Origin of the sequence: Candidatus Lariskella endosymbiont of Epinotia ramella (assembly GCF_964019805.1) — a bacterium.
Classification (GTDB): domain Bacteria; phylum Pseudomonadota; class Alphaproteobacteria; order Rickettsiales; family Midichloriaceae; genus Lariskella.
Genome location: NZ_OZ026472.1, coordinates 1197091 through 1222884, shown reverse-complemented (window position 1 = coordinate 1222884; position 25794 = coordinate 1197091). Strand labels below are relative to the sequence as shown.

Annotated in this window: 20 protein-coding genes; 10 read left to right on the top strand and 10 right to left on the bottom strand. The window is 34.3% G+C overall.

The features are described from left to right. Positions 1-34 precede the first annotated feature (34 nt). Positions 35-913: a sodium:solute symporter family transporter gene (locus AACL20_RS05255; RefSeq protein WP_339051920.1), complete on the bottom strand. Its 879-nt coding sequence runs from the start codon at positions 911-913 to the stop codon at positions 35-37. Between the two features lie 144 nt (positions 914-1057). Here AACL20_RS05255 and AACL20_RS05250 point away from each other — a divergent pair, with 144 nt between their 5' ends. Further along, a complete protein-coding gene (locus AACL20_RS05250) occupies positions 1058-1438 on the top strand; it encodes an FAD-dependent oxidoreductase (RefSeq protein ID WP_339051919.1) in 381 nt (126 codons plus the stop codon). 5 nt (positions 1439-1443) lie between these two features. Here AACL20_RS05250 and AACL20_RS05245 read toward each other — a convergent pair. Next, positions 1444-2264 (bottom strand): IS5 family transposase gene (locus AACL20_RS05245; protein ID WP_339051669.1). Its coding sequence is split into 2 segments (ribosomal slippage): positions 1444-1877 and positions 1877-2264, totalling 822 coding nucleotides; the frame shifts between segments, so codons are not numbered across the junction. On the opposite strand from AACL20_RS05245, the gene AACL20_RS05240 reads away from it, so the two are divergent. Further along, a complete protein-coding gene (locus AACL20_RS05240; protein WP_339051918.1) occupies positions 2263-2436 on the top strand; it encodes a hypothetical protein in 174 nt (57 codons plus the stop codon). The two genes, AACL20_RS05245 and AACL20_RS05240, sit on opposite strands and share 2 nt — an antisense overlap. A gap of 440 nt (positions 2437-2876) precedes the next feature. Here the strand turns inward: AACL20_RS05240 and AACL20_RS05235 are convergent, their stop codons facing one another. Further along, complete coding sequence (locus AACL20_RS05235; RefSeq protein ID WP_339051917.1) at positions 2877-3935, bottom strand: hypothetical protein; 1059 nt, start codon at positions 3933-3935, stop codon at positions 2877-2879. Positions 3936-4273: 338 nt separating this feature from the next. On the opposite strand from AACL20_RS05235, the gene AACL20_RS05230 reads away from it, so the two are divergent. Further along, a protein-coding gene (locus tag AACL20_RS05230; protein ID WP_339051669.1) for an IS5 family transposase occupies positions 4274-5094 on the top strand; the annotation gives its coding sequence in 2 pieces (ribosomal slippage) (positions 4274-4661 and positions 4661-5094; 822 coding nt in all). A gap of 346 nt (positions 5095-5440) precedes the next feature. Continuing rightward, positions 5441-6261 (top strand): IS5 family transposase gene (locus AACL20_RS05225; protein WP_339051669.1). Its coding sequence is split into 2 segments (ribosomal slippage): positions 5441-5828 and positions 5828-6261, totalling 822 coding nucleotides; the frame shifts between segments, so codons are not numbered across the junction. Between the two features lie 5 nt (positions 6262-6266). On the opposite strand, the gene AACL20_RS05220 is transcribed toward AACL20_RS05225, so the two are convergent. The 5 genes from AACL20_RS05220 to AACL20_RS05195 form a co-directional block, all read right to left on the bottom strand. Further along, entirely contained in the window at positions 6267-6500 is a 234-nt protein-coding gene (locus tag AACL20_RS05220) for a hypothetical protein (RefSeq protein WP_339051916.1), read from the bottom strand. 553 nt (positions 6501-7053) lie between these two features. Next, positions 7054-8165, bottom strand: a protein-coding gene (locus AACL20_RS05215; RefSeq protein WP_339051915.1) for an IS3 family transposase whose coding sequence is annotated in 2 segments (ribosomal slippage) — positions 7054-7886 and positions 7886-8165 — 1113 coding nt in all. Because the reading frame shifts where the segments join, the coding sequence is not laid out codon by codon here. Between the two features lie 689 nt (positions 8166-8854). After that, on the bottom strand, positions 8855-9832 hold the full coding sequence (locus AACL20_RS05205; protein ID WP_339051914.1) for an LD-carboxypeptidase: 978 nt from the start codon (positions 9830-9832) through the stop codon (positions 8855-8857). 120 nt (positions 9833-9952) lie between these two features. Further along, entirely contained in the window at positions 9953-11977 is a 2025-nt protein-coding gene (locus AACL20_RS05200) for a lytic transglycosylase domain-containing protein (protein ID WP_339051913.1), read from the bottom strand. A 639-nt stretch (positions 11978-12616) separates the two neighbouring features. Next, entirely contained in the window at positions 12617-14143 is a 1527-nt protein-coding gene (locus tag AACL20_RS05195) for a leucyl aminopeptidase (RefSeq protein ID WP_339051912.1), read from the bottom strand. A 476-nt stretch (positions 14144-14619) separates the two neighbouring features. On the opposite strand from AACL20_RS05195, the gene AACL20_RS05190 reads away from it, so the two are divergent. The 5 genes from AACL20_RS05190 (at position 14620) to AACL20_RS05170 (ending at position 19342) form a co-directional block, all read left to right on the top strand. Beyond that, positions 14620-15264: a hypothetical protein gene (locus tag AACL20_RS05190; RefSeq protein WP_339051911.1), complete on the top strand. Its 645-nt coding sequence runs from the start codon at positions 14620-14622 to the stop codon at positions 15262-15264. 483 nt (positions 15265-15747) lie between these two features. Further along, positions 15748-16254, top strand: coding sequence for a dCMP deaminase family protein (locus AACL20_RS05185; protein WP_339041766.1), 507 nt, complete (start codon positions 15748-15750; stop codon positions 16252-16254). A 441-nt stretch (positions 16255-16695) separates the two neighbouring features. After that, positions 16696-17583, top strand: coding sequence for a DsbA family protein (locus AACL20_RS05180; protein WP_339051910.1), 888 nt, complete (start codon positions 16696-16698; stop codon positions 17581-17583). A gap of 455 nt (positions 17584-18038) precedes the next feature. Continuing rightward, a complete protein-coding gene (locus AACL20_RS05175) occupies positions 18039-18485 on the top strand; it encodes a transposase (protein WP_339051717.1) in 447 nt (148 codons plus the stop codon). A 56-nt stretch (positions 18486-18541) separates the two neighbouring features. Beyond that, positions 18542-19342, top strand: a complete 801-nt coding sequence (locus AACL20_RS05170) for a transposase (RefSeq protein WP_339051821.1) — start codon at positions 18542-18544, stop codon at positions 19340-19342. Between the two features lie 547 nt (positions 19343-19889). Here AACL20_RS05170 and AACL20_RS05165 read toward each other — a convergent pair. Further along, positions 19890-24182: a hypothetical protein gene (locus AACL20_RS05165; protein ID WP_339051909.1), complete on the bottom strand. Its 4293-nt coding sequence runs from the start codon at positions 24180-24182 to the stop codon at positions 19890-19892. Here AACL20_RS05165 and AACL20_RS05160 point away from each other — a divergent pair. Beyond that, positions 24181-25001, top strand: a protein-coding gene (locus AACL20_RS05160; RefSeq protein ID WP_339051669.1) for an IS5 family transposase whose coding sequence is annotated in 2 segments (ribosomal slippage) — positions 24181-24568 and positions 24568-25001 — 822 coding nt in all. Because the reading frame shifts where the segments join, the coding sequence is not laid out codon by codon here. The genes AACL20_RS05165 and AACL20_RS05160 overlap by 2 nt on opposite strands. Here the strand turns inward: AACL20_RS05160 and AACL20_RS05155 are convergent. Next, positions 24964-25788, bottom strand: coding sequence for a hypothetical protein (locus AACL20_RS05155; protein ID WP_339051908.1), 825 nt, complete (start codon positions 25786-25788; stop codon positions 24964-24966). The genes AACL20_RS05160 and AACL20_RS05155 overlap by 38 nt on opposite strands. Positions 25789-25794 lie beyond the last annotated feature (6 nt).

The window sequence follows — 25794 nt, the reverse complement described above, 5'->3', positions numbered from 1 at the left end:
ATTCCAATAACAATGTAATGTGAAATAAAGTAAGTTAATACCTTGGTTGTATATCATGTGCTTTGATTTTGACGCATAACCCGATCACACATATAAACATAAGAAAAGGCAAATGAATGGCCGCAACTAATCTTAAACATTTAGTTAATTGGGCATTACCTTTACTCATCAAAAATCTTTGAACAAATGTACCAGAAGTTTCTGGTACTAAGTTGAAAACAATGAGACTTAAAAACAGTGCTATGTTGTCCATGTTTATGTCAAGTCTTAACATCTCTTTCGGTAAGGAATTTACTATTCCACTATATCCACCAACATCATGATATATATATGAGCACGCTACTGGAATGGCGATTATAAGTACAGCAAATTGAAATGCATCAGTTAGTGCAACAGCTCTAATTCCACCAGTTGCTGAATAAAATGCTACTGTTAATGCACCGATTGCAGTTCCCCACAAGACAGGTATTGCAAAATAATAATTTGCAATCACCCCAATTGCAGTAGATTGAGTAGTGGTCACCACAACAGCAAGCGATAACGTCACAATGTTAGTAACCCACTTACCAGCCTTACCATATAATCTTTCCATTATATCACTGATTGAAAGACAACCATGAAATTTACTTATATTCTTGCCATATACTTGTGCCATCATCAGCCATGCAATAGGAGATAAGAACAAAGGAATGATGAAAAATACACCATAAATTGATATTTGTCCCACAACTCCTATAGTTTCTGAAGCCCCTATATATGTGCAAAATAGAGTTGTGGAAATAACAAGATTGGAGAAATATCCTCCACCTAATGTATATTCTTTTAATGTTGTTATAGATTTTGATTTATATAACCCGATGAATATACATACTATAAGATACGTAATAACAATTGTGATATCTATTATATGCATGTTTTACTGCTCTTAGATTCTATAGTCTACCAAATGTAGCAAATGTTTTGGCCCTTAATATTAAGCTTATTTATAAAAACAATCTATAAGAATAAATTACACGCAATAAAATTGTTACTCAACTTTACTTAGTAATGATGTGATATGAAAAGAATAGCAATTATAGGAGCAGGCCTTGCTGGACTTACCACAGCTTATCGTCTATATAAAGCAAATTTCAATGTTGATGTATTTGAAGCAAGAGAAAGAGTGGGTGGCAGAGTATTCACGGTGCTAATGGAAAACTACCTTGGTCAACAAACAGAGGTGGAGCTTGGCGGTCAAGATATCAATGATGCTGGAGAGGCAGTCAGTTTATTATCATTAGTCAGAGAATTAAAGCTTACAGTACAAGAAAAGCCAGTTAAATTGAACTTAAATATATATTCTAATGGGAATTACTATGATTTTGATAAGCTGGTAAAAACACATGACAAAACTTACAAAGATCTTTTACTGCTAGCAAATAATAGACCTCTTGCATAACCTATTTAAAGCTCAAAGTTATAGATACCAGCAAGTAAATTAAACCTTAAACCGAATCGTTTTCTTCTGTTCCTATAACGATCAGCGATAATTTTAAATCGTTTGATCATGCCTATGACGTTTTCATTTAAAACACGTTCACTAGACAATTGACGATTTTTCTTTTTATCTTTCCTGCTTAGTGGTCGCTTTTTTGTCTTTTTCTTTGGTAACTCTGAATTATAATGCAACTTATCAATGCCTTGATAACCAGTATCTGTAAGAACTTTAATCTCAGGGTGGATGTGAACTCCGGATTCTTTAAATAACCTGAAATCATGACGCTTGCCATTAGAAAAATTAGTGCAAATGATTTCTTTTTTCCTTTTATCCACAATAAGCTGAGTTTTTAGAGTATGTCGCCTCTTTTTTCCCGAATAAAAGTGCTTCTGTTTTTTTTAGGTCGTTCTATCGGTGTTTCAGTAGCATCAATTAACACAAGTTCGTATTCAGAATCGCTTTTTAGTAATGCTTTACGTCCAGGTAGTGAAAATCGTTTATCTTTAATTAGAGTATCTTCAATCCAACGTATATTACGATAACAGGCACTTTCACTTATTCCATAACTGCGGGAAATATGAAAATATGTCCTGTATTCACGCAAGTACTCAAGCGTCATGAGTAATCGATCTTCTAAAGCCAATTTATTGGGTTTTCCACCTTGAGACTTTAAAATAGCTTCAGCTTCTTTTAATATACTTAGTATAACTTCAAACGTTCCTCGTTTAATGCCAGTAAGCCTGCGAAACTCTTCTGCGTATTCATCTTTGATGTTTTCAAACTTCATGTTATCCTTGATAAAATCAAGGATTTTAATCAATTTATATGGTTATGCAAGAGGTCTAATGATTATGAGATCTATTGTATGCATGCTTTTCTGGTTTTGGGTTTTAATTCTGCAAGATCTATTTTACCTAGTGTGCTTTTTTTCAAATCGCTCTTTAGCAGTTCTCTTATAGTACGTATCTGCCTTCAAGCAGATATCATCATTACTGGGAGATTGTTTTATATATCCAATCAATTGCTTTCTGCATTTCTCATTTTATTCCTAAGAAAGCGCTCTATCGTAGAAACTGTTTTTGACTACCTAAAAAACAAACTGCAAGCTAGCACATTCAAGACATAGGTCACCGTTAATGCTTTTATTCATATCATTTCTACTTTAATTACTTATCAATTAAAGGCTAAAAAAACCATCTATTGCTAATACATACCATATCGCTAATCCATAATTCAGGTTTGGAGAATATGATTTCTCAGATGAAAAACTCAAAGATACAGCCGGGATCCCACTTCCAAAAATTCAGCATAATCAGCACAAAAAACAGAAATTGTTAAAAATCATGGCGAAAAAATACTGATAGAGGTTTGCTAAATTTCTATTGCTAGATATGTACCTTTATGGAATTTGAGCCAATATACTGCTGTTTCTACGACTTGCAAGTATTTTTTCTGACATAGATCCTGGTTGCTTTTCTAATTCCACTGTTTTACTTAAAATCTTCTCCTTGTCTTGCTTTAAATAGCTCATATACATTTCACTCATTTTCAAAAAATCAGATATCCTAGCATGAATATCAAGCTCACTTACTTGAGCTTGCTTCTTTTGTTCTAATGTTTGTCGAACTTGTTTCGCATCACTCTGCAGTATAGTATCTAGCTCATCTTTCTCTAGACTTAGCTGTTCATTACTGATTACTTTTTCTCTACTTAATGCGCTAGCTGCAACAACATCTCTTAAGTTTTTATAACGGTCTATCTTTTGCTCTAGATATTGTCGACCTTCATTGCCCAAAGAGGTTAATTCTGCCGAATAATGTTCGATTTTTTGCTGTAAAGCAGAGTGAATAATACCTCTGCCTCTTTTATCTATATCTATCAATTTCTGTGTATCGTGCTGAACAAAAATAGAGCGAAGTAGCTCAAAAAATAGCTCAAATATAGTAGGATAAATACCAAGTTCTTCTTTTATGTCTTTAGCATCAATCTTGGTAGCTTCTATATGTTTTGCTAAAGAGTCATATGCTTGTGTAATCTTTAACTTATGCATCTGATTATTAGATGCTTGAGTGAAAAATTTCTTTACTCGTTCTCTATCAGCTTGAATAGTATCATCATCGATACTTTTAATGCTTGCTGATGATAAATGCTGGTATTGAGTACTAACCAGCTCTGCTTCTTTGAAGCGCGTAAGTAACTTTGAGATATCCTCTTTCCTCTCTCCATTTACTTCTTCTTTTTTTAATTCATCAAAGAAAATCAACATACCAGAACTATATTTTGAATACACATCGTGTGTTATACTTCTGATCTCATCTGGCATACTATCATTGCCCATTATCTGTTGGTAAACTTTGTGAAAATTCTGAGCAGACTCCAATTTCTCTTTTATAGTATCAAGAGACATATCTGCAACGGCTAGTGTTGACATATCTAAAGCAATATATAGTTGTTTCAATGTATGGTTGTTTAATTACATTATGTATAATTCTTTAATAAATTGCTAGTGCTAGAAAATTATATTGTAACACCAGGATAGTGATTTTATCATCTAAGTTGTCTGCTCAGCTTGAAATTGTACAGCGAATGTAAATCCTGCTTTTTTCAAAGCTTTAATTGTCGCCTTATTGGCCACAAGAATGATCAATAAGGCAATAATCGAAGTGTAACAGACGCAAACACCTGCTTGCCAATACGCTTACCAAATTTCTTTTTCACAAAATACATCGTATAGACAATAGACCTCTTGCATAACCATATAAATTGATTAAAATCCTTGATTTTATCAAGGATAACATGAAGTTTGAAAACATCAAAGATGAATACGCAGAAGAGTTTCGCAGGCTTACTGGCATTAAACGAGGAACGTTTGAAGTTATACTAAGTATATTAAAAGAAGCTGAAGCTATTTTAAAGTCTCAAGGTGGAAAACCCAATAAATTGGCTTTAGAAGATCGATTACTCATGACGCTTGAGTACTTGCGTGAATACAGGACATATTTTCATATTTCCCGCAGTTATGGAATAAGTGAAAGTGCCTGTTATCGTAATATACGTTGGATTGAAGATACTCTAATTAAAGATAAACGATTTTCACTACCTGGACGTAAAGCATTACTAAAAAGCGATTCTGAATACGAACTTGTGTTAATTGATGCTACTGAAACACCGATAGAACGACCTAAAAAAAACAGAAGCACTTTTATTCGGGAAAAAAGAGGCGACATACTCTAAAAACTCAGCTTATTGTGGATAAAAGGAAAAAAGAAATCATTTGCACTAATTTTTCTAATGGCAAGCGTCATGATTTCAGGTTATTTAAAGAATCCGGAGTTCACATCCACCCTGAGATTAAAGTTCTTACAGATACTGGTTATCAAGGCATTGATAAGTTGCATTATAATTCAGAGTTACCAAAGAAAAAGACAAAAAAGCGACCACTAAGCAGGAAAGATAAAAAGAAAAATCGTCAATTGTCTAGTGAACGTGTTTTAAATGAAAACGTCATAGGCATGATCAAACGATTTAAAATTATCGCTGATCGTTATAGGAACAGAAGAAAACGATTCGGTTTAAGGTTTAATTTACTTGCTGGTATCTATAACTTTGAGCTTTAAATAGGTTATGCAAGAGGTCTAATATCTCGGTCCCACCACTTTTTGACATGAGGGGACTCAAGCCATTTTAGCAGTAATGGGAAATCTGACTCACTTAAAGGCTCAAATGTGATATTCACTTATTACTCTTCTTAAGTTTTACTCTATATCTACGTTGTTTGCCCTACTTGTTTTCTTGCTTCAGTTTCATTAAATCAGCTCTAGATATGCCAGTTACACGTCCCATTGTTTCAGTGTCAAAACTCTGTAATAAAAGGTTGCCTGCAACTTCCATTAGTCCTTTTTCAATAGACCTCTTGCATAACCATATAAATTGATTAAAATCCTTGATTTTATCAAGGATAACATGAAGTTTGAAAACATCAAAGATGAATACGCAGAAGAGTTTCGCAGGCTTACTGGCATTAAACGAGGAACGTTTGAAGTTATACTAAGTATATTAAAAGAAGCTGAAGCTATTTTAAAGTCTCAAGGTGGAAAACCCAATAAATTGGCTTTAGAAGATCGATTACTCATGACGCTTGAGTACTTGCGTGAATACAGGACATATTTTCATATTTCCCGCAGTTATGGAATAAGTGAAAGTGCCTGTTATCGTAATATACGTTGGATTGAAGATACTCTAATTAAAGATAAACGATTTTCACTACCTGGACGTAAAGCATTACTAAAAAGCGATTCTGAATACGAACTTGTGTTAATTGATGCTACTGAAACACCGATAGAACGACCTAAAAAAAACAGAAGCACTTTTATTCGGGAAAAAAGAGGCGACATACTCTAAAAACTCAGCTTATTGTGGATAAAAGGAAAAAAGAAATCATTTGCACTAATTTTTCTAATGGCAAGCGTCATGATTTCAGGTTATTTAAAGAATCCGGAGTTCACATCCACCCTGAGATTAAAGTTCTTACAGATACTGGTTATCAAGGCATTGATAAGTTGCATTATAATTCAGAGTTACCAAAGAAAAAGACAAAAAAGCGACCACTAAGCAGGAAAGATAAAAAGAAAAATCGTCAATTGTCTAGTGAACGTGTTTTAAATGAAAACGTCATAGGCATGATCAAACGATTTAAAATTATCGCTGATCGTTATAGGAACAGAAGAAAACGATTCGGTTTAAGGTTTAATTTACTTGCTGGTATCTATAACTTTGAGCTTTAAATAGGTTATGCAAGAGGTCTAATGCCTTCATTTTTACTTTTTTTGATATCTATGATAAAATTCCTAGTTTGTAATTGATCATATATTGTTATAACTTGCTTTTCCTCATCTTTAAATCTGTGCATATCATACTTACTTTCTTTGGACTCTGCTTGTGCGATCTTGTCGTATATCTCTATATCTTCCGTAAATTTTGCCTGCTGCGTGCTAATATTCAGAGTACCTTGATATAATACCAATAGTGCATACCAAATAAACCTATAGCGCTACCTGACATACCGCATAAAAATTATGCAGCATTCAAGTTACACTAATGTTGGGAGTTAGTGATTCAGCCGTGATGGTTAATGTTACAAAGGTTGATCTATTACTCTGGAGTATAAAAGTTGATTATTTCCATGTGGTATATTTGGTTTAATATTTATTAAAAAAATTCATAATCTTAAATTTATTAAATTGTATTTTTGTCAGGTAAAATCTGATATTTATGAGCGAATCATCCACATGTCGAACTGGCTTAAATAAGTCATCATTAGCTTTTACAGCCTGACAACTTTTAGACGCAATGGCAACACTTCAAGCTGTAACGAATCAAAAAGTAGAACGATTTCACTACTTGATGCATAATGTACTATGCAAGCGGCTATAGTATGCCGTTGTTCAGTGCTTATACAATATATTCTTATGTGGTGCTAAAAAATGAGTGATTTTTCAGAATTCAACAGACTAGATCTATACTGCACCCTTAATTCAAACCATTTGTTTTAAATGCTCCGATTTTTTAGCAAAAAATTAGCTTAAATATATAGAAGCTGGTGTTCTATATTTTAAAGCTTGATGTAACCTTTTGTTGTTATACCAAGGTACAAATTCTTCTATCCTTTTTTCCAAGCTGCCTATATCATCAGGTCTATAATAATAGATCACTTCTTGCTTTAAAGTTCTCCAAAGTCTTTCTACATATATATTATCAAAACACCTGCCAACATGATCCATACTGATGCTTACATTTTTTAGTTGTAATTTTTGTATAAATTCACTGCTGGTATATTGCGAACCTTGATCAGTATTAAATATCTCTGGAACTCTTGTTGCCAATGCCCTTTCTAATAATGCTATGCAAAATCCTGCTTCCAGAGAATATGATAAATCATAGCCTATAATATATCTACTGTGTAAATCAATAATAGCCGTGAAATACATGAACTTGCCATTAATTTTTATATATGTAATATCACTTGCCCATACTTGATTTATCCTATTGATTTCAATTCCTGATAGTAAATAAGGATAAATTTTATGTTCAGGATTCTTTATAGTAGTATTTCTATAGCTCTTAGGATATAAGCCTTCTATCTCCATTTCTTGCATTATTCTCAGTACCTTTTTAGCATTGATGATCTTACCTTGGTTATGCAAATCAGCTGTTATCTTGCGATACCCGTATCTACAATCTGATAATAAATAAATTTCCCTAATGAGATTTGCAATCTCACTTTCATCACTTATCACTGGCTTGTAATACAACTTAGTTCTAGGAATATTCAGCAACTCAGCTTGTCTTCTTATAGAAATATCAGCACAAATTTCTAACATATTTTTTCTCTCTTCATAATTTATTTCTGCAATTTTTTTTTGAGAAAATTATTTTCAATGCTTATCTCGCCAATAATTTTATGCAATTTTTCTATTTCTTGCTCAGAGAGTTTTTGCTTTTTTGTATACTCACTTTCTGGAATAAAAAGCTGATACAAATCCCTGATAGCCTTATCTTTCCAGTCATATAAATTAGTTGCAGGAATTTTGTATTCACTACATATTTCAGCTTTCCCCTTTTGACTTTGTATGGCATCTAGAGCCACTTTTGCCTTAAATTCAGCCGTATAATTTTTCTTTTTACTCATACTACTAACTTAATCCTATTTTTGATTCATTTTACTATCAAAAAATCGGTTGTTTTATTTTTTCTGGTTCGTTTCTTGGGGCCATTATAATAAGCGTTGCAACTCCGTTTGCAGTCGTCTTGCACCTAGTTTTCTTTCTTTTCTTAGCGTTAAGATAAGATGTTCATTCTGATCATTCCTTTTTTGATATGGAGAAAACAGGCCTACAGCTTTTGTTTTTGAGTCCATTTATCCCTAATTCTTCATATCTCCTAAGCCATTTACGCAGTGTAAAACTGAAATCCCAAAATGCTTACATACAGCTGCATAACTACCTAGCTGCCAATATAGCTCTAGCCATTGAAGACGTAATTTAACATTTGAGACTGTCTTGCATATAGCTACTTAATTAATCAGTAACAACCGTGTCATTACTTTGAAAAAACAATCAACGTTGATAATAGATCCTACATCTATATAGTAATAATGTCTATGAATCACACACTTGCCATATTTTTATGCTTTTTATTTCATACTCACTTTTTATATCTTGATTCCTAACTTTTGTCAGTACCTTTATCACTTATGCTATACTGTTTTGTCGATGATTTTATGAAAGATCTATGGACCCGTATTGCCGGGAATTAGCACTTTAGGGGCTCAATTTTAATTGGCAACTCGCGCTAGTTATATGTAGGATTTAGTATTATTTATTTCAGATCGACATTAAAATGCATGGTGAATGTCCCACCTTCTGGTTCGATTTTTGCAGAAGCATTATATACCAGTGGGTAGTTATATTTTCCATGCCCGAAGTTATTTGTTTTATAGACAGGAATATCAGATTGATCAGCAAACCTTTGCAGAGCGTATTCTACATCAGAATCTTTTGATGCCGCTTCAAAATCTCCAAATAATATTGCTTTTGCTCCAGAAAAAACTCCAGCTGATTTTAGGTGCCAAAGCATCCTATCAATTTTATATCCTGGTTCTGCCCAATCCTCAATAAAGATTATTTTCCCTTCTGTTTGTATTTGCCATGAAGTTCCAATGCTGGACTGTATAATAGTTAGATTGCCACCTGTTAACTTGCCGCAAATGCTTTTTGATATTTTTGCGGGACCATTAATTGGTATCAGACCAGGTAATGTAGAACTATTTATTGCTCCACTTGCTAGATCACAGAGTATTTGCAGTCCTTTTAAGTCTTTATTAGGAGCTATCATGTCAGTCAAGACTGTCCCATGTATAGTTTGCCACCCAAATTTTTGAGAAAGGAATAGATGTAAAGCTGTAATATCGCTATAACCAATTAATATTTTTTTATTATTTGGTTCTTTCATATCTGATATTACATCCATTAACCTGCCAACACCATATCCGCCGCGTAGACACCAGATAACAGTATTAGGAACATCAGAGTTTAGCGCATCCTGTAGTTGAGATGCTCTTTGTTCATCCGTATTTGCATGGAACCTTGTATCGCCACCAAAAAGATTTTTATTAATGTGAAGCTTAAATGGAAAAACATTCTCAATCCGCTTTAGCGTTTCCATTGGTACACCAGAAGCAGGTGCTATTATCTCTATATTTTTATTCTTCAGCTCGCTTAGCATCGTTTTTGCAGACAAAACTCTATTATTTTCCGAAGTCTCAACGGAGAATCCTGAACTACAGAAAATTTCCATAACAAATAACAAAATTATAGGTAAAATACTAGGCATAATAACAACTATGGTTTGATCAATTTTATATACCCGTCATACTTTTCAAAATTAATATGGCGCTTTGCAGTGCAATAGCAAGATCTACATTCTTTCTCCTGCGATATATGTATAGAGTGTTCTAGCTTCATATTTTGTTTTTGAAAGAATAGACCCATACACTACCATATTTTCTATGACCTTTTTAACATAAAGTTTAGTTTCATTAAATGGAATCATTTCAATCCAATCAATAACATCCTCTATAGATGTGCTTTTTCTAATATCACCATAATCTACAATCCATTTATTTACTCTAGCGATTCCAGCATTATAAGCTGCTATAGATAAAACATAGTTTCCATCAAATTTCTCCATTATACTATCTAGATAAAAGCAGCCTTGAGCTGCGTTTGCATCTGCGCTGTATATATATGAATTTTGATGCATACTGAGTTGTTTAGCACACTGCTTTGCTGTTTCAGGCATTAGTTGCATTAACCCTACGGCTCCTGCTATGCTTACTGTGGTTTGGTCAAAGTCGCTTTCCTGACGCATGATTGCATAGTAAAGCGAATCGTTATAGGTATTTTTATGTATGTCAAATTTAATATGTGTTGGATAGCATGGCCTTGTAAGTGAATGTCCGTTACTAATCAGATATTTAGCGAAGGTAGTAGCAAGAGCATACGAAGATGTGCTTATATAGTGTTTTGCTATGTGGTTTGTGAATTTGCTATCTAATTTTGATTCCGATATAGATTTTAGTAGTGTAAACGCATGTTTTTTATATCCTGTGTTAAACATCAACCTAGCAGCAATTGCTATTTTTTTTACTTCTTCAGGAGAAAATGCTTTTTTTTGTATATGATAATCAATAGCAGCAGTTTTCTTGAATAAATCTATTTTTGAATCTGGATATGCTATAGCCAATGCCAACTGTCCATAGAAATTTCCAGGATATTCGCATGCTACTCTCAACCAGTGTTCTGACTTTTTTGTATCGCCTGTAGCATGGTGTGCTCTGTACAGCCAATATGCAGCCTGAGCCTTTGAATTTGCAGTATTAGAGTTGTTAAAGAATTGTTGTAGATAATCAATCGAAGCAGATGGTTGATTTAATAAACGCAACGATATAAAACCAGCGTACCAATTAACATCTACTAAATCTTGCCTGTTTCGTAGACCGTGATTTTGATGAAGTTGCATCGCTATTTTATATTGTTTTTCTCTGATCGCATTTTTAATTGCGATTCTCTTAAGAGGCCACCATTTGTCAAAATTTGACTTAGGTTGGATTTGTAGCAGAAGCTTCAGCGCCTCTTTGTCTTCATTGTTTCGCAATAAGTACTTGATATACATATAATGCAAAAAATTGTCGTCAATTAGGTTTTTACCTACACTTTTCAGTATTCTTGGTATTTCGCTGGGGTTTGATGCTGCTTTGAGTTTTAGCATGAATATTGGCTGCGAACTTTTTTCTGCATTTGCAAGAAGATTTTTCGCCGACTCATAATGGCCATTCCAAATCAATTTATTTAACTTCTTAGATATCTCTGGTCTTGTAACAGATGAGATATAAACTCTACGGAAATGATCTTCTAGCTTGCTATTCAATACATTATTTACCCATAATTCTCTGAGTTTTAGCTCTGTTCCTATGCGTTCTTTATACGTCATATTTGCAGCTCTTATTTTAGCATCTAAAAATAAGAATCTTGAGTTTATTGAGGCAGGAGGGTGTATAGAAAACCACAGCAGACTATCAGTAGGATTGTTAACATTTAGATTTGCTTCTATTTCATCTTGAAAAGTTTTAGTAATCCAATTGTTTTCTGAGATAAAATTTGCAATATCACGCATTCCCATATTGCTTCTGTTTGACAGTATTGTAACTAAGGTGACAAGCTTTTTTGTATACTTCGGATAATTCGACTTATCAGCGATCTCGTAAGCTTTCTGTAAATCTCCAGCTTTCGCAGCTCGAATCGCCTCCTCTTGTGTTTTTTCGTATTCTATATTTGTGTTGAGAGTAACTTGAGTGCCTAATGATTTAACACTTGCTATTGCAATACATTGCAATTGAAAAAAGCAAAGAATAAACGCGATGAAATACCGATAGCTTCCCATAATCAGTACAAATTAAATAAATATGTTTCATCACTTGATTTTGTAAAAGGCTTATAAGTCAACAAAGACTGAGCGCGCAGTACGGCACTGCTGGCAATGCCACTTGCGCAAACTCCTTTAGCCTGATTTCCCATATAATACCAACTCCCCAAATAACATAACACTTTAGCTTCGTCTTTTCTTTAAAATTTAAATACGCTTCTAGTAGATGTACCTCTAGTACAGCTAAACTCGAATCTCATCTGAAATCTTCTAAAAAATACGCAGCTAATATATGCTGTTACTTGTGGGATTTGGTATTACTTCGTTAATTTCTTAGCAAATATAAAAGTATTTGATTAGGAAATTAACTGGTACTCTAAAAATCGCGCTTAAATCCTAATACAAGTACTGTTTCGGCAGTTTTCACATACGTTTGCATTCTTCCTAGCTTTTTGAAGTATAACTTCGTTTATACTAAATAAATACAAAGCATTCATTTACCTGCGGTATATACAAGCATCAATAGTATATGTACTCGGTCCATTAACGAACTTGCCGTGACAAAAGTCCAAACCTTTAAGGTTAAACAGGACGTATATGAATGATTATATTCTTAGCTCTTGAAAAGAAAAGAAAATCTTCAAATTACTTGTGCATCTAAAACAGCTGTTCGTTCTCATAATAATCTGAAATGAATCTGTCCAGTAGTCTGACTCCAAATCCTGTTGCGCCTTTTGGTGAGTGATCTGTTCCGTGTTTATTCCAAGTAACTCCTGCAATATCAAGATGTGCCCATGGATAATTGTTCACGAATCTATGTAAAAAATGAGCAGCGGTGATACTGCCAGCGCCACGACCTGAACCTGTATTTTTAACATCTGCAATATCAGAATTAATCTGTTTATCATAGTGTTCATGCATCGGTAACTGCCATACATGTTCTCCTGTCTTATTCCCAGATTCCATAAGCTGACGGGCAATTTCTTCATTATTTGAAAAGAGACCCCCATATAAATCTCCAAGTGCAATAGTAATCGCTCCAGTTAAGGTAGCAAGATCTATTATAAGCTTTGGTTTATATTCCTTTTGTGTATACCAAAGTGCATCTGCGAGTACTAATCTTCCTTCTGCATCTGTATTATCAACTTCTACAGTTTGGCCAGACATTGTGCGTATAACGTCGCTAGGTCTTTGTGCGGTTCCAGATGGCATATTCTCTACAAGGCCTAAAACTCCGACTGCGTTAACATTTGCCTTTCTCTTTGCAAGCGCCATCATGAGGCCTGTTACAACTCCAGCACCGCCCATATCGTATTTCATTTCTGAAATGCTTGAATGAGTCTTAATATTTATACCGCCAGTATCAAATGTTACACCTTTTCCAACAAAAGCGATTGGCGGAGTTTCTGGACTACTTAAATTGCCTTTCCATTCCATAATTGCCAAATATGGCTCCTTAACGCTGCCTTGAGCGACACCCAAAAGTGCTCCCATACCAAGCGATTGCATCTCAGATGCATTCAGAATTTTAATCTGTAATCCGAATTGTGAGAGACCTTTTACTATTTCGACAAAAGATTCTGGAAACAGGTCATTAGCAGGCTTTGATATTAAATCCCTAGAAAATAGAGCGCCATCAATTACAGCTTCTGTACTTTGGAACTTGGTTTGACACTGCACAAAGTCATCTAACATAACATTTACATGTTTAATATATGTCAGGTGCTCAGACTTTTTCGCTACATAATATTCATTAAATCCATAATTTTTCAGCTTAATTCCAGAAACAATTGCAAGCGCTGCAGCATTTGCATCTATCTCAACACCTTCTTCCAATTCTATAACAAGATCAGCTTTTGATATCTTAAGGCGATTTAAACGAGTAGCTATGCTGCCGCCAATATTTATCAATTTTAACTCTGTTAACGACTTTATATTTCCTATTCCAACAAGTAGTATTAGAGCTTTTCCTGTTTCTGCAGGGCTGTGTATTGACAATATTTCAGAGCTTTTTCCAGAGAAAAACTGTGTTTCTTGATTATAGTCGATTGCTTTACTAACTACATTTGTGCTGTCAAGATCAAGTAATGTTTGTGGTAGCAACAAACTCTCGGATACTAGAAAAATTGAGACTTTTGAAGCTGCAGATTTTAAATCACCAAAAGAGAATTCCATATTATTCATAAAAACTAATTCAATCTCCAAATCAAATTATCAAAATATTGCACACAAAAAACAATTTTAAGTTATGTGCTACATTTTGGCGTTGTAAATTAAAAATGTAAGCCTATATTTAACAGGCTTTAAATTCAAAACTTAAAGAGTTATAAAGATTATTATTGGATGTGTTGTAAATTTTCTACAAACCATAATTACCCAGTGATATAATACAAGCAACTGCTGAGAAAATATAGTAAAAACTTCTAATATATGAACTGCTGGTTTTTATGTAAAATTTTGATTCTTTTAGTTATAGATTATTTATAGAAGTAATGGTTTGGCATAAATTATTAATTATAATATAACTCTTAGTGGTTTATTTTGTTATAGTGATTATTGGATCGTACTTGAGCAATGCTGCGTGTACATAGTAAATCAGGTTGACGGCAAATTTGCATTAAGCTAGCATCGTACCTGTTATTAAATAGGTTAAGTGATAAATGTTTAGGAACATATTATATTGCGTGATATTTAGCGTCGTAACACAAGCATCTTGTTTCGCAGTGGATGTAGTGTGTGATGTAACGCCGCAAATTTGGGGATTGGAACCTCCTCCTTCTGATATTGGCAAAACTAACAATCTGCGGATAGAGACTGGTGGTGTGTATTTTTCAAGCGGTAGGTTCATTAATATTTATGGTCGTCTTCTAGATGCAAGATGCGTGCCTGTTGGCGGAGCGCGTCTGATAATTTGGCATGCTCCACCACCTAAAGGAGTCCTAAAAAGAGATGGGAGTTTTCTTGGATCTGGTACTGCTATTACTGATAATCTTGGATATTTTACGTTTCTAACTGTTATGCCAGGAGCATCTGCAGGCCCAGTTCCTTACATAAATTTCCGTATAGAACATAGGGATTTCCTCCCATTTGAGACGAAGATGTTTTTTCCACAGCGTAACAATAAATTAGATAATGATTTAAAAGCACTGAAGAATAACGCTGAGCGTAACCTGCTTATTGCTAAAAAAGTAGAAAGAAAGCTTGGTACGCTTAAAGACGGATGTGAAGATGAGGAGGAAGAGGAGTGGAATTACAACTTCGTTATTACTCTGGGACAGAGCGCTCTATATAAACGATATAATTAATGTATTGATTTCAGAGTCTATGCTTTAGAATAGTATATTAGTTTAAAATAATTTGCTGGGGCTCATTTTCAAATCTATATCCTGGCTGAATATTGTTGTCTTTTTATAAATTGTTATATTGCTCTTTTACTATAAAAGCGCTGTCTATTTTCGATTTACAAGCTTTTTACTTTTTGTGAAGCAATAAAATTGTTTAGCTTAGATTTGCCTAGGCTTAGATAATAACTTCAAATATAATCTATTTTTCATGGTGTGTTTATGTTAACAGGATAATTATTAAGGATAGCTTATAGTTGTATTTTTTATTAGAGAATCTCAGATAATATATCCGATTCAATACTCATAGATCTGTAAGGTTTTGCGCTGTTCACAGCGCATCATTGAACAAATAAACGTTAGTATAAACGATACCTAAAAGTAAAAATGTTTTTAAGAGAATTAGCTGTACATCAATTTCATACTTGAAAATTCATGGAGTAAAAAATGCAAAATACATATAGTTGGGATCAGTATTTCATGAGTATAGCTTATATGGTCTCTATGAAAAGCAAAGATATAAGTACAAGGGTTGGTGCTCTGATAGTTGGGAAGAATAATGAAATAAGAGCGACAGGGTATAATGGCTTTCCTAGAGGAATTACTGATACATATGAAAGGTATGCTGATAGAGAGCGTAAGTATATGTTGATAACACATGCGGAAGAAAATGCTATATTACAATGCGCTAGAAATGGAGTCGTTGCGGAAGATTGTAAGGTTTATGTACCGTGGATCCCATGTTGCAGATGTGCAACTTCTATTATACAAGCTGGAATCAAGGAAGTAATTTTTGATAAAAATTTTCCTGGCAATGATGATAAGCAACAAAGAAGTTGGCAACATAGCATTAGCATCGCTAAAGATTTAATGAATGAAGCAGGAGTTTTGATTAGACACTATGATGGCCCATTAATAACTATTCAAAAGCTTTACAATGGTGAAAAGTGTTAAACAAAGTCGCAGGATTAATAACACAAATGTATGGCACATGCCATACCACAGATAAATGAATAGTATGTATTTGTTATGTATACTCGTCATACTTTTCAAGTTTGCGCCTTGTGAGAATGATTCTTATGTACACATATGTACCCATTCTTCCTAGCTCTTTTTGAAGTCTAACTTCATATATGCATAAATTAAATATACACCCTTCATTTACCTGCAGTATACGATATGTAGTATTACTAGCTGCTAATTATAAAATAATTGGCAGCTAGCATAGTGGTAGTGTGCTTTTGGGAAGTTCAAAAGATATAATAGCTAAGTTGTACTAAAAGTACTGTAATCTTTGAAAAATGTTGTTAGTATAAACTTTATTGTTTCTGTAAATAAATTCTAATTGAAGTCATGAATTATAGAAAGATTATCCCTTATGTTTTATTAATACTTGTGGCTGCGCTCTTTTTTTCGTTCTATACTAAGCGTGATACGAAGACTGGTAATGCACAGCAAAACGCTAGAGTGACAGTTCCAGCTTCTCCAAATGTTACTGCGATGACACAAGAGCAAAGTCAATATGTTCAGCCAAAAATTGATAGATCTGAAATTGAAAGCATTATTGCTGATTTCATAAGCAGGAATCCTAAATTGATAGTGGAGAGCGTATCGCAATATGCAGCAGCGCAGCGTCCTAACATAGAGCAAGGTGTTGATGTCTCAGGTAAAGTAGAGATGCTAAAAGATAAGTTGTTTAGCAACCAGACGCCTAGAGTTGGAAATCCTGCTGGGAGAGTGAAGGTAGTTGAGTTTTTTGATTATGCATGCAAATTTTGTAGAAGTATGTTAGATACAAAGCTTAAGATTCTATCTAATAACCCGGATGTTGAAATATTTTTCAAAGAAGTGCCAGTCGTTAGTGAAGGAGGAAGCTTTGCAAGCACAGCTGCAATTGCTACATATATCACAGACAATAACATGTACTTTCCTTTGCACCAAGCTCTGCTAGAGTTTCAGGGTGTAATTACACAAGATATTGTCTTTGGAATTGCTAAAAAGCTAGGGATGGATACTACAAAATTGAAAGAATCAATGGAAAATAGTATAGTACTGGATGCATTAAATAGTAATAAGAACATTACTCAAGAACTTGCCATAGAAGCTGCTCCTACTTATATAATAGGTGGAAAAATGTATTTTGGTACTCTCACTTATGATGTAATGCAAGACCTTATAAATAAAGCTAGAGCTGCGGCGGACTCTCAAGTTCCAGCACCTCAAATTGCAAATGATAATGCTGCGACAGCTGGTAGTGTAAGTGTGCAGTCCCCGGAAATTTAGTCAAAATCATCTGCTAATGGTAGCATTACTTCTGCTCAAACTTTAGAGTCACAAGATTCATCTCAGAGTAACAATGAAGCAAAGTTGAGTTCTACTAATTCAGCTCCAGAAAAGGTTAAAGCAGTAACACAGGATTCAATTCCATCCGTTCCAGCTGCAAAATAAGATGATAACTGGCAAGTGATCTTGAAAAAGATGGATAGTCTTTCTATTATAAGGTCATAATCTTTTAGATTTAGAAGTAGCGGGAAGACTAGACATACATTCTAAGGTCGTTGTCCATAACTCTTGAAGTGGCAGGATTTTTGGTGCGCCATAATCTGTTTGTAGCTAAGATAGTACACGCACCAAAAGTCTTGGAAGAGGCATAAAATAATGTTTAGAGTATCAAAATAGTGTTTTTAATCCGTAAGAAAATGTTATAATATCCCAAAAAACTTACGGATTTGTATTATATGCCATCAGAAGAAGTGCAAATTAATAATACTCAAAGTAGAATATTTGAGGAGAGATTATCTAATAGTTTGAATCCCAAACACAAGTTATATAAATTAAGATCGATAGTTGATTGGTGTGGTCTTGATGAGCGAATTTTTGGTAAAGTTTCTGTGAAACGATATGGTAGAAGCCGTAAAGACCGTCGTGTTATGCTTGGTTTGTTTATGTTGCAAGCCATTTCAAGTGCCTCTGATTGTTATACTGAGGAGGAGCTTCAGGAAAATTCCTATTGGCAGTATTTTTGTGGATATGACTATTTCAAAAATGACATAATTGTATCTGAAAGTTGCATAAGAAGATTTCGTCAAGCTTTAGGAGAATCTGGGTGTCGTGAGATATTAAAGGAGCTTGTCAGAATAGGCTGTAAGATTGGCACAGTTAAAAAAAAGATTTGGCAGCCGTGATTATTGATACGACAGTTCAGCCAAAGCATATAAAACATCCACATGATTGTCATCTAATGGAAAAGGCGCGTTTTCAGATAGTTGAGCTTTGCAAGGATCAAGGTATATCGCTAAATGATACATATGCAAAGTACTACAAGCGTGGAATAATGAAGGTTTGGAAATATCGTGATGATAGCAAGTCCAAAAAGCGGATTAATCAGATGAAGAAGCTGAAAAGCAGGCTTGGCCGTCTAATAAGATTTTGCCATCGTGGTATTGCAAAACTGTCATTGACTATTTCACCAGAAGCCGCAGCAATTCTAGAAAAAGCTAATATGATCTATAATCAATCTGTACTTTGCAAACGTGCCAAAGAGGATTACAAAAAAGAAAATAAGGTACTATATAGTTTCCATGAACCTGCTGTTGAGTGCATAGGCAAAGGCAAATTGCACAAACCATACGAATTCGGCAACAAGGTTGGTATAGCGGTGAGTGGCAGAGGTAATTTCATAGTTGGAATAAAGTCATTTCATGGAAATCCATACGATGGACATACACTATCTGAGGTGGTTGATGAGGTGAAAAAGGTTGCAGAAGATCCCAAAAAGATATTTGTGGACCTTGGTTACCGAGGTAATAATTTAAAGTCCAAAAGCAAAGTATATACGCCATATACCAAGAAAAGCCTTAGTTTTGCTGATAAAAAGATGATGAAGCGAAGAAGTGCAATTGAGCCTATAATCGGACATTTGAAGCATTTTGGTCGTCTTGGACGTAATTATCTGCGAGGTATAATAGGAGATATAATAAATCCATTCATATCAGCCATAGGCATGAATCTGAAGGCGATAGAGCGCACCTTATCTGGCTAATCACCTGAATTTAAACATATCAAAATCAAATGCTACAAAGTGGCAATAGAGGACGCATGCTTAAAACGCAGCATTTTGAACGCCTTACAGACATTTTTCCCGTTCTGCCATAAAAAATCACAATAAATTGACACAGGTACCATTACATGAGCAGCAAAACACACAATATAAAGTTGTAACAAGGCATTTCAAAAGCTAAAATCCATACTTTTGGCGGATGGACTAGATAAATTCTATGCTTCTTAGAGTTATGACATAAAGACTGCAGCCAATAGCTGCAAGTAGGAGAAGCATAAAAGCATTCAGCAAGTGCTAAAATTAAGATATTTCAAACATTAAAGCAGATGCCAAAGCTAAAGCGTTACCAATTTCGGAAAAGTTTGAGTGATGACGGATGGACTAGAATCCTAATAATAGTCTATACCTTATAGAATTATCCAAGAACAGATCTTATATATCTTTATGTGAAAACTCTCTAAATTTATAGTTGTCTGTAATGTCAAATCTTGACTTCTACGAAACTTTCACTCCTTTTATACCGCTGCATCTATAGAAAGCCCATTATTTCTTCGACTCGCAATATTTCTGTATCATCAAAATACAGTTTTGTATCATTATTTATATTCTCAAGAATAATATCATTAATGACTAAACTGTTATTTTGTATTCCAAATACACTTTCTAATGCAGACTGCTTAAAACATACTCCTATCATTTGGTAATCTAGATCAGATGTAAGACTACTATACCTTATTAATTGTTGACCGTTTAGTACATCACCTTTTTCAGCTACTGCACAAATCTTCTGATCACTTACTAAATAATTAATATCATTGATCCTTATTTGATTGCTATGTGTAAAGCAATGATAAAATAAGTGATTCGCAAAATCTCTAAAAACTAATACTCCTGCATCTACATGATCATGGTATATACTATTAGAAATTTTCAAAGGAGATTCAAAATGATAAACATCAGAAATATTTGCTACCAAAGAATAGTGATCCGCTAATGCAGTATTGCCTTTGAACACTTTAATTAATACTAAATCATGTGTAATCGTTGCTCTGCCATCATAATGTATAATTTCTGTATGTACAGCTTGATTTTTAGCATCAAATATCTTTAAGGTATCAATACCATCTTCTATCTGTAGCAAAGCTGCTTTGCCATCTAACTTACCTGATATTCTAAGTGTATTGCTCTGTGATAATTTATCAATCCAATGAAATTTGAATTCTGGACTCATAAATGTAATATCAAGTGAATCAGAAGACTTGATACTTAATCTTAAGAATGTTCCAACTGTTTGACCCAGATCTTCTAATGCAATTTCATAAAGTGACATCACTTTATTACTGGCATTATTAGAATACACAGCTTTTGGCAGATCACATACCCCTTCTAGCTGAAGACAAGTGCTGTGATCACAGACAGTAATGTCTCCTCTCATGCTAATATTAAAGCTTAATACAGACGTCATCAGATCAATTTTGCTATTCCAGGATAATCCTTGAGCCGCAACAATCTCTACATGTTCTGCCGATAATCTTAGGTGACTGTCAATTTTTTGTCCATTAAACACCAATTGTAGATATCTTTGGTCACCAGCCATGGATATCATGATATCTATATCGTCGTGCTGGTCATGCACTATCTTGCTGTCGCATTCCCGTTTTGCTATATAGATAGTGCTTGGAGTACTACTACCAATCATACTACACCGAGAATCTTGTTTGGAGCCAGCAGTAAAATAAAGTTTAGTTATACTAGCAAAATTTTCAATATAACACGCTGTATCATCACTAATCATATATTGTGCGATGAGTGTATCACCAGCATCATTTACAAGCAATTTGCTTCTGTTTGCAAGGAAATAAATTGATTTCGGATATTTTTTATAACCTATTTGTATAGTCACAATATAAGGTTGTATAAATTTACCAGCAGCATTAGTGCCATTAATCAAAGATCTATTCATTTGATCGAGCGCTTGTAACCCTTCCTGCGTAAGCTCAAGATCCAGATTTCCTTCTCTTGGGTCAAAGTATACATAAAGATTATTGTTATTTACTTGATCATTGTAATAAACTTCTGCAAGTCCTATATTCTTGACATATTGTGTAGGCACTTTGTGCCAATTAGCATTGTGGTTTGAACCTTGATCAAGAAAAAAGTTCTTTTTATCTCCAGGAGCTGAGTGTTGATTCTCATATGATGGCAGAGCAACGTCAACAGCAAAACTAACACTTGCTTCATTATTAGACACTGCATCACGAACCTTGTGTTGCCAAAACACGTTCAGCAATAATTGCGCTTCCCTTTTATCATTTTTATCATTCAATACAAAAAATTTCAGACTAACTATTTTTTTAAATCTTCCAATTACACTGGTAAAATTATATATAGCACCATTCTGAATCTCCATTATAGTTTTGTTTACTGCATTTACTATCTCAGTTGCAGTTCTAGTTTTAATATCCTCAGTTACCTCATTCTCATTAATGTCCTGCCATCTACTTTCGCCTAATTTAGGTATCTTCACAACTGTCAAACCAAAAGGAATTTGCGCTTGAGCATTGATTTGATTTACTAATGTTAAGCTCATTTCTGCCAATTCTCTTTCTTCAAATATATTTTGCAGTTTCTCTGCCTCAAATCCTAAGCTCATTAAAAATGCTTCCCAAAATGGTACATCTAGATGATTCCGTTCTCTAAACGATGTTGCATCATATATCAACTGTTCAATAGCAAGAGCGGCCCATAAAGGCTCGGCTTCAAATCCGAAAATCTCAGCTACTATCAAACCTAATGTTGCATATTGCTCTCCCAAGTTATGCTTAATTTCTCTACTCTGCTCTGAGTCAGGTGGCAACTGTTGTAGTGTTTGATGTAAATCAACAATAGAATGTATTGTTAAAGCTTTAAATATTGGACTAGCGAATGGTAATTTCTCCAATAATTTGCGTTGACTAGGAGGTAAAAGAGGAACAATTTCCGCTTTAAAAGTACTATATGCTTTATTAATCACTGCATCACCTGCTAGAATCTCAGCAGTCTGGGCTACAGACTGGAATTCACCGCTATTATATGCACGCATCATATCAGGTAAAAAGAATAAACTCTGCGTTGCAATACCTTTGAGTATTGCTCCTTTAGATACAACGCCATGTATCTTCTGAGTACTTGCAACTATATCCTTGGCCAAATCCTCTGAAATATCATGATGCTGTGCAAGATCTTCATACAAAGATGACCAGGATAATGATGACAAATCATCGTTGCTGAGTATATGCTCAGCTTTTATTTTATCTATCACTTTGTTATAGTATAATTCTAACAATCGCTTCTCATCTGGTAATAAATTACCAAGAGATGTTCTATCATAATTAATATGATAATTCTTAATGACCAACACAAGACTCTTGATCTGATCACTGCTTAAAGATGGAAGTATCTTATGTAATGCCTCAATTCTCAAGCTAATATTGCCACGCTTAAAAAAATCCACATGTAAAGCTCGAATATCTGGAGTTTGACCATTTAACTTAAACAATTCTACGACTACTGATGCTGGTATAGACTCAATTAAACCTGCGTGTTCTTCCAGCAGTAACACAATATCTGGTACTACCTTTTTCGGATGTAAGAATCCTGAGTTCTTGATATAGTCAGTGAGTTTGTCATGGATATTGTCAGACAAAGTAAATACTTGATACTTCCCATCAACACTGTGTAATTTGAAAAAAGCCTTAATAAAGCCTTCTAATTCTTCAAACGTTAAACCTTCTCTAGTGTGACCCTGTTGCTTGTAATTCAAATCTTGACTATATATCACATAACGGTTGTCTTGTATAAATGCTAATATACATTTCTTACCATTATCAAACAACAAGGTTTGATCTTGATGATTAGGTAAAACTTGATAAGGCTTCCATAAGGTATTTTCTGGATAGATCTCTAAAAAATGCTTTGCTTGTAAGTAGTGAGCAGCAATTATCTGCTGCTCCCGTGGACTATGATTCAATGTTTCTTCTGATATAATATCACCGATATTCTTATTATATTTCAGAATACTATCAAATGTATTATGATCAGCATTTCTAAGAGCAACTGCTATAGCAACTTGTGTATAAATTCTAGCAGCCCTTACTTGTTCTACAAAGGCTTCTTCCTCCAATGGCGCATCTGAGAAATAATCATCATCTTTATTGCAATGACTTGCATCACGTTTTGTACGATGTTGTGTGCTGCATGATGCTTCTAAGCCAATTTCTTCTGCCTGCTGCTTGAAATTTAGCAAATGTTTTATTTTGTCATATAAGTCTGTCTTTTCGCCTAATTTATTCTCAAATTCTTTATCACGATGCTCGAAACCAGTAAGAGCAAATTTAATGATTTCCAACTCTTCTGCATTAAAGTGACCTAATCTGTTAGCAGCAGCTTTGGTCCATGTATCAATACGTGCCACATGACCTGAATCTATGTTTAGTTCAGCTAGAGCACTTGCGCATATTGCTAGATCTTCTGCTTTAAATTCATTTAATCTGTTAGTAGTAACTTCGACCCATGCATCGGTAAATGCTGTATTACCGGGCTCCAGGTTTAGCTTAGCTAAAGCACTTATGCTCATTGCTAGATCTGCTGCTTTAAATTCATTTAATTTGTTAGCAGCAGCTTCGACCCATGCATCCGTAAATGCTACATTACCCGGTTCCAGGTTTAGCTTAGCTAAAGCACTTATACTTATTGTCAACTCTTCTGGCGTAAATTCATTCAATAGACCTCTTGCATAACCATATAAATTGATTAAAATCCTTGATTTTATCAAGGATAACATGAAGTTTGAAAACATCAAAGATGAATACGCAGAAGAGTTTCGCAGGCTTACTGGCATTAAACGAGGAACGTTTGAAGTTATACTAAGTATATTAAAAGAAGCTGAAGCTATTTTAAAGTCTCAAGGTGGAAAACCCAATAAATTGGCTTTAGAAGATCGATTACTCATGACGCTTGAGTACTTGCGTGAATACAGGACATATTTTCATATTTCCCGCAGTTATGGAATAAGTGAAAGTGCCTGTTATCGTAATATACGTTGGATTGAAGATACTCTAATTAAAGATAAACGATTTTCACTACCTGGACGTAAAGCATTACTAAAAAGCGATTCTGAATACGAACTTGTGTTAATTGATGCTACTGAAACACCGATAGAACGACCTAAAAAAAACAGAAGCACTTTTATTCGGGAAAAAAGAGGCGACATACTCTAAAAACTCAGCTTATTGTGGATAAAAGGAAAAAAGAAATCATTTGCACTAATTTTTCTAATGGCAAGCGTCATGATTTCAGGTTATTTAAAGAATCCGGAGTTCACATCCACCCTGAGATTAAAGTTCTTACAGATACTGGTTATCAAGGCATTGATAAGTTGCATTATAATTCAGAGTTACCAAAGAAAAAGACAAAAAAGCGACCACTAAGCAGGAAAGATAAAAAGAAAAATCGTCAATTGTCTAGTGAACGTGTTTTAAATGAAAACGTCATAGGCATGATCAAACGATTTAAAATTATCGCTGATCGTTATAGGAACAGAAGAAAACGATTCGGTTTAAGGTTTAATTTACTTGCTGGTATCTATAACTTTGAGCTTTAAATAGGTTATGCAAGAGGTCTAATCTCTTAGTAGCTTTTTCGATCCATTCATCATTCATTTGTTGAGTATTCATCAAAGTATCTAAGCCAGATTTTCTTATCAACTTTTCCATGCTAACTTGTATTTTTTTCACACTCTCTTTGATAAGTGCATCAATATGTTTTATAGTATTATTCTTTTGCAGCTTTAGTTTAGCTAAAGCACTGATGCTCATTGCTAGCTCTTCTGGCTTGAATTCATTTAATTTCCGATTAGCAGCTTCGATCCATGCATTCTCAAATTCTGTATCATCAAGCTTCAATTCTAATTTTGTTAGAGTGCTTATGCTAGCTGTCAGATCTTCTGTATTAAGCTCGCTTAACTTATTGGCAGGTGACTTGATCCATTCCTTTGCCAATTGCATATTACTATGCTTTAAGTCAGCTAGAGCACTTATGATTATCGCTAGCTCTTTTGTCGTAAATTTATTTAATTGCTGAGTCGCAGCTCTTATAAATTTATCTATCAAGTTTATATCATCCAACCTCATGTTTAGTTTAGCTAAAGCACTGATGCTCATTGCTAGATCTGCTGCTTTAAAGTCACTTAATTTGTTAGCAGCAGCTTCGATCCACGCATGCTCAAATTCTTTACTATCAGAGTGCTTTAAGTTCCCTATGGTATGTATGATTATTGCTAGATCTTCTGCATTAAAGTTATTTAATTTTTCCATGGTAGTTGCCATCAATGCTAAGGCAGTAAACGATGCATCAGTATGGTTATCTGCAAAGCCCTCCAAGATATTCACTTTGCG

Bases quoted from the DNA above. Each gene is read 5' to 3' on its own strand.
- AACL20_RS05240 (WP_339051918.1), top strand. From the start codon at position 2,263: ATGTTATCCTTGATAAAATCAAGGATTTTAATCAATTTATATGGTTAT.
- AACL20_RS05250 (WP_339051919.1), top strand. From the start codon at position 1,058: ATGAAAAGAATAGCAATTATAGGAGCAGGCCTTGCTGGACTTACCACA.
- AACL20_RS05165 (WP_339051909.1), bottom strand. From the start codon at position 24,182: ATGTTATCCTTGATAAAATCAAGGATTTTAATCAATTTATATGGTTAT.
- AACL20_RS05195 (WP_339051912.1), bottom strand. From the start codon at position 14,143: ATGAATAATATGGAATTCTCTTTTGGTGATTTAAAATCTGCAGCTTCA.
- AACL20_RS05205 (WP_339051914.1), bottom strand. From the start codon at position 9,832: ATGGAAATTTTCTGTAGTTCAGGATTCTCCGTTGAGACTTCGGAAAAT.
- AACL20_RS05175 (WP_339051717.1), top strand. From the start codon at position 18,039: ATGCCATCAGAAGAAGTGCAAATTAATAATACTCAAAGTAGAATATTT.
- AACL20_RS05185 (WP_339041766.1), top strand. From the start codon at position 15,748: ATGCAAAATACATATAGTTGGGATCAGTATTTCATGAGTATAGCTTAT.
- AACL20_RS05200 (WP_339051913.1), bottom strand. From the start codon at position 11,977: ATGGGAAGCTATCGGTATTTCATCGCGTTTATTCTTTGCTTTTTTCAA.
- AACL20_RS05255 (WP_339051920.1), bottom strand. From the start codon at position 913: ATGCATATAATAGATATCACAATTGTTATTACGTATCTTATAGTATGT.
- AACL20_RS05170 (WP_339051821.1), top strand. From the start codon at position 18,542: ATGGAAAAGGCGCGTTTTCAGATAGTTGAGCTTTGCAAGGATCAAGGT.
- AACL20_RS05190 (WP_339051911.1), top strand. From the start codon at position 14,620: ATGTTTAGGAACATATTATATTGCGTGATATTTAGCGTCGTAACACAA.